The sequence below is a fragment of the Streptomyces sp. NPDC058964 genome (genome assembly GCF_042741275.1).
GTDB lineage: Bacteria > Actinomycetota > Actinomycetes > Streptomycetales > Streptomycetaceae > Streptomyces.
The window spans coordinates 1-5,052 of record NZ_JBHYKH010000604.1 but is presented as its reverse complement, the minus strand read 5'-3'; the positions used below and the strand labels follow the sequence as shown (position 1 = coordinate 5,052).

Annotated in this window: 5 protein-coding genes; 2 read left to right on the top strand and 3 right to left on the bottom strand. The window is 71.0% G+C overall.

Annotated features, from left to right (window positions below):
- Positions 1-206: 206 nt before the first annotated feature.
- Complete coding sequence (locus ACFW2E_RS41295; protein WP_384475608.1) at positions 207-1,403, top strand: CaiB/BaiF CoA transferase family protein; 1,197 nt, start codon at positions 207-209, stop codon at positions 1,401-1,403.
- Positions 1,404-1,413: 10 nt separating this feature from the next.
- On the opposite strand, the gene ACFW2E_RS41290 is transcribed toward ACFW2E_RS41295, so the two are convergent.
- The 3 genes from ACFW2E_RS41290 to ACFW2E_RS41280 form a co-directional block, all read right to left on the bottom strand.
- Positions 1,414-1,686, bottom strand: coding sequence for a hypothetical protein (locus ACFW2E_RS41290; protein WP_384475605.1), 273 nt, complete (start codon positions 1,684-1,686; stop codon positions 1,414-1,416).
- A gap of 115 nt (positions 1,687-1,801) precedes the next feature.
- Complete coding sequence (locus tag ACFW2E_RS41285; protein WP_384475602.1) at positions 1,802-2,614, bottom strand: anti-sigma factor domain-containing protein; 813 nt, start codon at positions 2,612-2,614, stop codon at positions 1,802-1,804.
- Positions 2,611-3,153 (bottom strand): sigma-70 family RNA polymerase sigma factor, encoded by a 543-nt coding sequence (locus tag ACFW2E_RS41280; RefSeq protein WP_384475599.1) that lies wholly within the window; start codon positions 3,151-3,153, stop codon positions 2,611-2,613. Before ACFW2E_RS41280 ends, ACFW2E_RS41285 begins: the two co-directional genes overlap by 4 nt.
- A 205-nt stretch (positions 3,154-3,358) precedes the next feature.
- On the opposite strand from ACFW2E_RS41280, the gene ACFW2E_RS41275 reads away from it, so the two are divergent.
- Positions 3,359-4,900 (top strand): DUF4331 domain-containing protein, encoded by a 1,542-nt coding sequence (locus ACFW2E_RS41275; protein WP_384475596.1) that lies wholly within the window; start codon positions 3,359-3,361, stop codon positions 4,898-4,900.
- The last annotated feature ends 152 nt before the right edge of the window (positions 4,901-5,052 follow it).

Sequence of the window (5,052 nt, the reverse complement as noted above, 5' to 3'; positions counted from 1 at the left end):
TCGGCGCCCCCGTGGCACCGCAACCCCCGCCCCCCCACCCCCCCCCCCACGGGATCGAGCACCCGCCTGCCGTACGTCGTCACCACGCCGTCGATCCTCCCTTCGGACGACTCCCGCCGTTACGCCGACGGCGGGAGCTGAGCACCAGGTCACATGCGGTGGACGCCTGCTGACAAAGGCAGCACCGGCGAGTCATGATCCACCCCATGGACCGACTCCCCCTGCCCCTGGAGGGCATCACCGTCGTCGCCGTCGAACAGGCCGTGGCAGCGCCCTTCGCGACCCGGCAGCTGGCCGACCTGGGCGCCCGCGTCGTCAAGGTCGAGCGGATCGACGGCGGCGACTTCGCGCGTGGCTACGACACCGCCGCCGGCGGTCTCGCCTCGCACTTCGTGTGGTGCAACCGGGGCAAGGAGTCCATCGCCCTCGACCTCAAGGACCCGCGCGGCCTGGACGTGGTGCGGCGGCTGGTCGCGGACGCCGACGTGTTCGTGCAGAACCTCGCGCAGGGGGCCGCCGCGCGGCTCGGGCTCGACGCGGCGACGCTGTGCGCCGCGCACCCGCGGCTGGTCGCCGTGGACATCTCGGGGTACGGGGCGTCCGGGCCGTACGCGGGCAAGCGGGCGTACGACATGCTCGTGCAGTGTGAGGCGGGGCTGGTCTCGGTGACCGGTACGCCCGGGCAGCCGGTGAAGGCCGGTATCCCGGCGGCGGACATCGCGGCGGCCATGTACGCCTTCTCCGGAGTGCTGGCGGCGCTGGTGCGGCGCGGGACGACCGGGCGCGGCGGACCGGTCGAGGTGTCGATGCTGGAGGCCCTCGCCGAGTGGATGGGGCATCCCCTGCACCATGCGATGCACGGCGGAACCGCCCCGGCGCGCACCGGTCTCGCGCACGCCGTCATCGCACCGTACGACGCCTATCCGACGGCGGACGGCGGGCGGGTGCTGCTCTCGGTGCAGAACGACCGGGAGTGGCGAAGGCTGGCCGAACAGGTCATGGAGAAGCCCGAGTTGGGGACCGACCCGGCCTACGCGACGAACGCCGCGCGGGTGGCCCGCCGGGAGCGGACCGATGAGCTGGTCGCCGCGGCGCTGGGCGCGCTGGACACCGACGAGGCGCTGGCACGGCTGGAGGGCGCGGGCATCGCGTGCGCGCGCCTGAGGGACCTGCACGAAGTGGCGGAGCACCCGCAACTGGCGGCCCGGGAGCGGTGGCGGGAGGTGGGGACGCCGGTCGGGCCACTGCGGGCGCTGCTGCCACCCATCACCATGCCGGGCGGGGACGAGGCGCGGATGGGGGACGTGCCCGCGCTCGGACAGCACACCGGGGCGCTGCTGCGTGCCGTGGGGATGACGGACGACGAGATCGCAGCGCTGCGCCGGGACGGCGTAGCCGCCTGAGCGCGGGCCCTCAGTGCTTGTTGCCGCCGAACAGCGAACGGCGCAGCCGACGCAGCGGTGCGAAGAGGGAGACGCGGCTCACCCGCGCACCCCGGTCACTGCGCCGTGCGGGCTCACGCGCGGTCAGCTCCAGCATCAGCGAAGTCGCCTCGGCCGTCTTCTGCTGCGGTATGGCGGGACCCGCCAGCACCGAAAGATGACGGTCGAGGCGCGAACTGCTCGCGCCGCTCCCGCAGGTGATCGCAGGGACCCTCGCCCTGCTGCGCACTGTTATCTGCTCCATGTCACTCCCCACCCGTACGAGTCCACCCGGCCCGGGCAGGGTAACCCTATCGCCCCAACCGGGCATGCGTGTATCGCGGTCACAGGATTCACCTTCCCCGTAAAGGGGTTGACGATTACTCTCCGAATCCGACTGATTTCAGGGTGAGTTGGACAACAGGCTGACTGGTGGGCTGTGTTGACCCTCCGTCAGGCTCGACGGTTACTGCGAGTGACGTCGAGGACTTGCCGAGACCGGTCGCGACCAAGGGCGTGTCACCCTCGAACAGACCGAGGGAGCGCGGTTGCACATGGGGGCGCATGAGCCAGAGCTGGTGCACGCGCCCGCCGGGCGGGTCCCCGTATCCGCTCAGCGTGACGACGGCCCGCCCCTCGGATGCGGAAGCAATCACTCCGATACTTCGGCCACGCGCGTCCTCGCTGCTGGTCGTGCGGACGTCGGGAGCCGCCAGAACGTGGGCGATCTCACGCGCCTGCGCCCGCTCGGCGTCGAGCCTGTCCTGGGTCCGGCCGGCCTGTATCGCGAACAGCCCGGCGACGACGAGCGCCGCCGCGGCGGTGGCGGTGGCGAACGGGACGAACAGGGGTCGCGTACGGGGCGTACGGGCGCGTGCCGGCACGGGCTGCGTGCCCCAGACGTGCGGCGGCAGTTGGGCGGTGCGCTCACGCGCGGGCAAGGGCTCCTGCGGAGTCGCGCGTACGGCGGCCAGCACCCGGTCCCGCATGGCGACCGGCGGCGGGGCGGCGGTGGACCAGGCGAGCCGCACCGCGTCCTCGGACAGGGCCCGCACCTCGGCGGCGCAGCGGTCGCAGCCGGCGAGATGCTTCTCGAAGCGGCGCCGCTCGCCGGGGTCGAGGGCGTCCAGCGCGTAGGGGGCGGCGAGCGAGTGCAGGTCCTCGCGGCGGAACAGCTTGCCGAGGATGCTCATGCGACGCCTCCCAGGCACTCGCGCAGCCGGGTCAGTCCGTCGCGCATCCTCGTCTTCACCGTGCCCAGCGGCAGCTTCAGCCGCTCGGCCACCTCACGGTACGTGTAGCCGTCGTAGTAGGCGAGGGTGACGGACTGGCGCTGGAGCGCGGTGAGCCGGTCCAGGCAGCGGCGCACCCACTCGCGCTCCAGTCCGGCCTCGACCTCCTCGGTCACCTGGTCGAAGGCGGGGAGCCCGGCGCGCATCGCCTCGCGCTGCTCGCGCTCGCCCGCGGCACGCGCACTGCGCACCCGGTCGACGGCCCGGCGGTGGGCGAGGGTGAGTATCCAGGAGAGCGCGCTGCCCCGGCCGGGGTCGAACCGGCCCGCGGAGCGCCAGAGTTCGAGGAGCACCTCCTGGGCCACCTCCTCGGACTGGGCGGGGTCGCGCACCACGCGGCGCACGAGCCCGAACACCGGACCGGACACCAGTCCGTACAGATCCTCGAACGCCTTCTGGTCACCGCCCGCCACGAGCACCAGTAGCTCGTCCGCCTCCACCTGGGCCCCCTCTCCCCTGCCGCACCCGGACCGTCCCCTCACACCAGGCATTCGCAACGAACGCACCTCCGGATGGGGTACGGATCAGAACGCCGAAAACGCGGGCCGGAGGACCGGAAAAGATTTTTTCCGTCGGACCAATCCGATCCGGTCCTTCGCTCCGTATACCCGTCCGTCAAGCAAGTTGGGACTGAGGACGGACGGCATGACACCTCTATTCTCCAGGAGCGGCACGGGACGCAAGGGCCTCGTCACGCTCATCTGTGGTGCGCTGGCCGCCGGGGGGCTCGCAGCCGCCGGCGTGGCCACGCTGGAACCGGGGGCGGCCTCCGCCTCCTCCCACAGGGAGGCCCCTCTCATCTCGGGCACCCCGCAGTACGACAACACGGACCTGTACGCGTTCGTCAGCCCGGACAAGCCGGACACGACGACGATCGTGGCGAACTGGATCCCCTTCGAGGAGCCGGCCGGCGGTCCGAACTTCTACACGTTCGCGGACGACGCCCAGTACGACATCCACATCGACAACAACGGTGACGCGCAGGGGGAGTTGCTCTTCCGCTACACCTTCAAGACGCACACGAAGAACAAGAACACCTTCCTCTACAACACTGGTCCGGTCACCAGCCTCGACGACCCGGACCTCAACATCACGCAGACGTACGACATAGACCTGGTCAAACTGAAGAACCAGCACGTCGTGTCGAAGACCAGGCTCGCGGACGACGTGCCGGTGGCGCCGTCGGACGTCGGCAAGGCGTCCATGCCGGACTACGGCAAGCTGCGCTCGCAGGCCGTCCACAAGACGGCGGGCGGCGCCGCGACCTTCGCCGGCCAGGCCGACGACCCCTTCTTCGCGGACCTGCGGGTCTTCGACCTGCTGTACGGCGGGAACCTCACCGAGGTCGGCCGGGACACGCTCAAGGGCTACAACGTCAACACGATCGCGCTCCAGGTCCCGAACGACCTCATCCGCGAGTCGTCCAAGCAGCCGATCGTCGGCATCTGGTCGACGACGCAGCGCAGGAACGCGCAGGGCTACTACTCGCAGGTCTCGCGCCTCGGCAACCCGCTGGTCAACGAGGTCGTCAACCCGCAGAAGGACAAGGACAAGTTCAACGCGTCCGCGCCGTGGAACGACGCGCAGTTCCTGAAGAACGTGACCAACCCCGAGCTGCCCAAGCTCATCGAGGGGATCTACAAGATCAAGGCGCCGGCCGAGCCGCGCAACGACCTGGTCGACGTGTTCCTGAAGGGCGTCAAGGGCCTCAACCAGCCCCCGTACGTGCGCCCGTCGGAGGAACTGCGCCTGAACACCTCCATCACGCCGAGCATGCACCCCAAGCGGCTCGGTGTCCTCGACGGTGACAACGCGGGCTTCCCGAACGGACGCCGGCTGACGGACGACGTGATCGACGCCTCCCTCCAGGTGGTCGAGGGCGAACTGGTCGGCTCCAAGAACGACCTGGGCGACGCGGTCGACAAGAACGACAAGAAGTTCGAGAAGTACTTCCCGTACGTGGCCCAGCCGACGGCCGGTTCGCGCGGTGCGCTCGCCAAGGGCACGACCGGTGGCGCGGATGTGAAGAGCCAGCTCGGCGACGCGCTGCAGCCGGCGAACTCGTCGTCCGGCGGCACCGACAACACGGTCCTGATCGCCGGTTCGGCGGCCGCGGGCGCGGCCGGGATCCTGCTGATCGGCACCGCCCTCGCCTGGTGGCGCCGCCGCATGCAGCGCCCGTACTGACCGATCCGCACCCCACCGACTGGGGGGGGGGGGGGGGGCCCCCCTCCGTGGGTGGCGGGCACCCAGCGGGGGCGGGGGTGGGGGGCGGTTTTTTTGGGGCTGCCGACGAGGGTGAGGACGACACCGGCCTGCACGAGCGTGTGGAGCTGCCC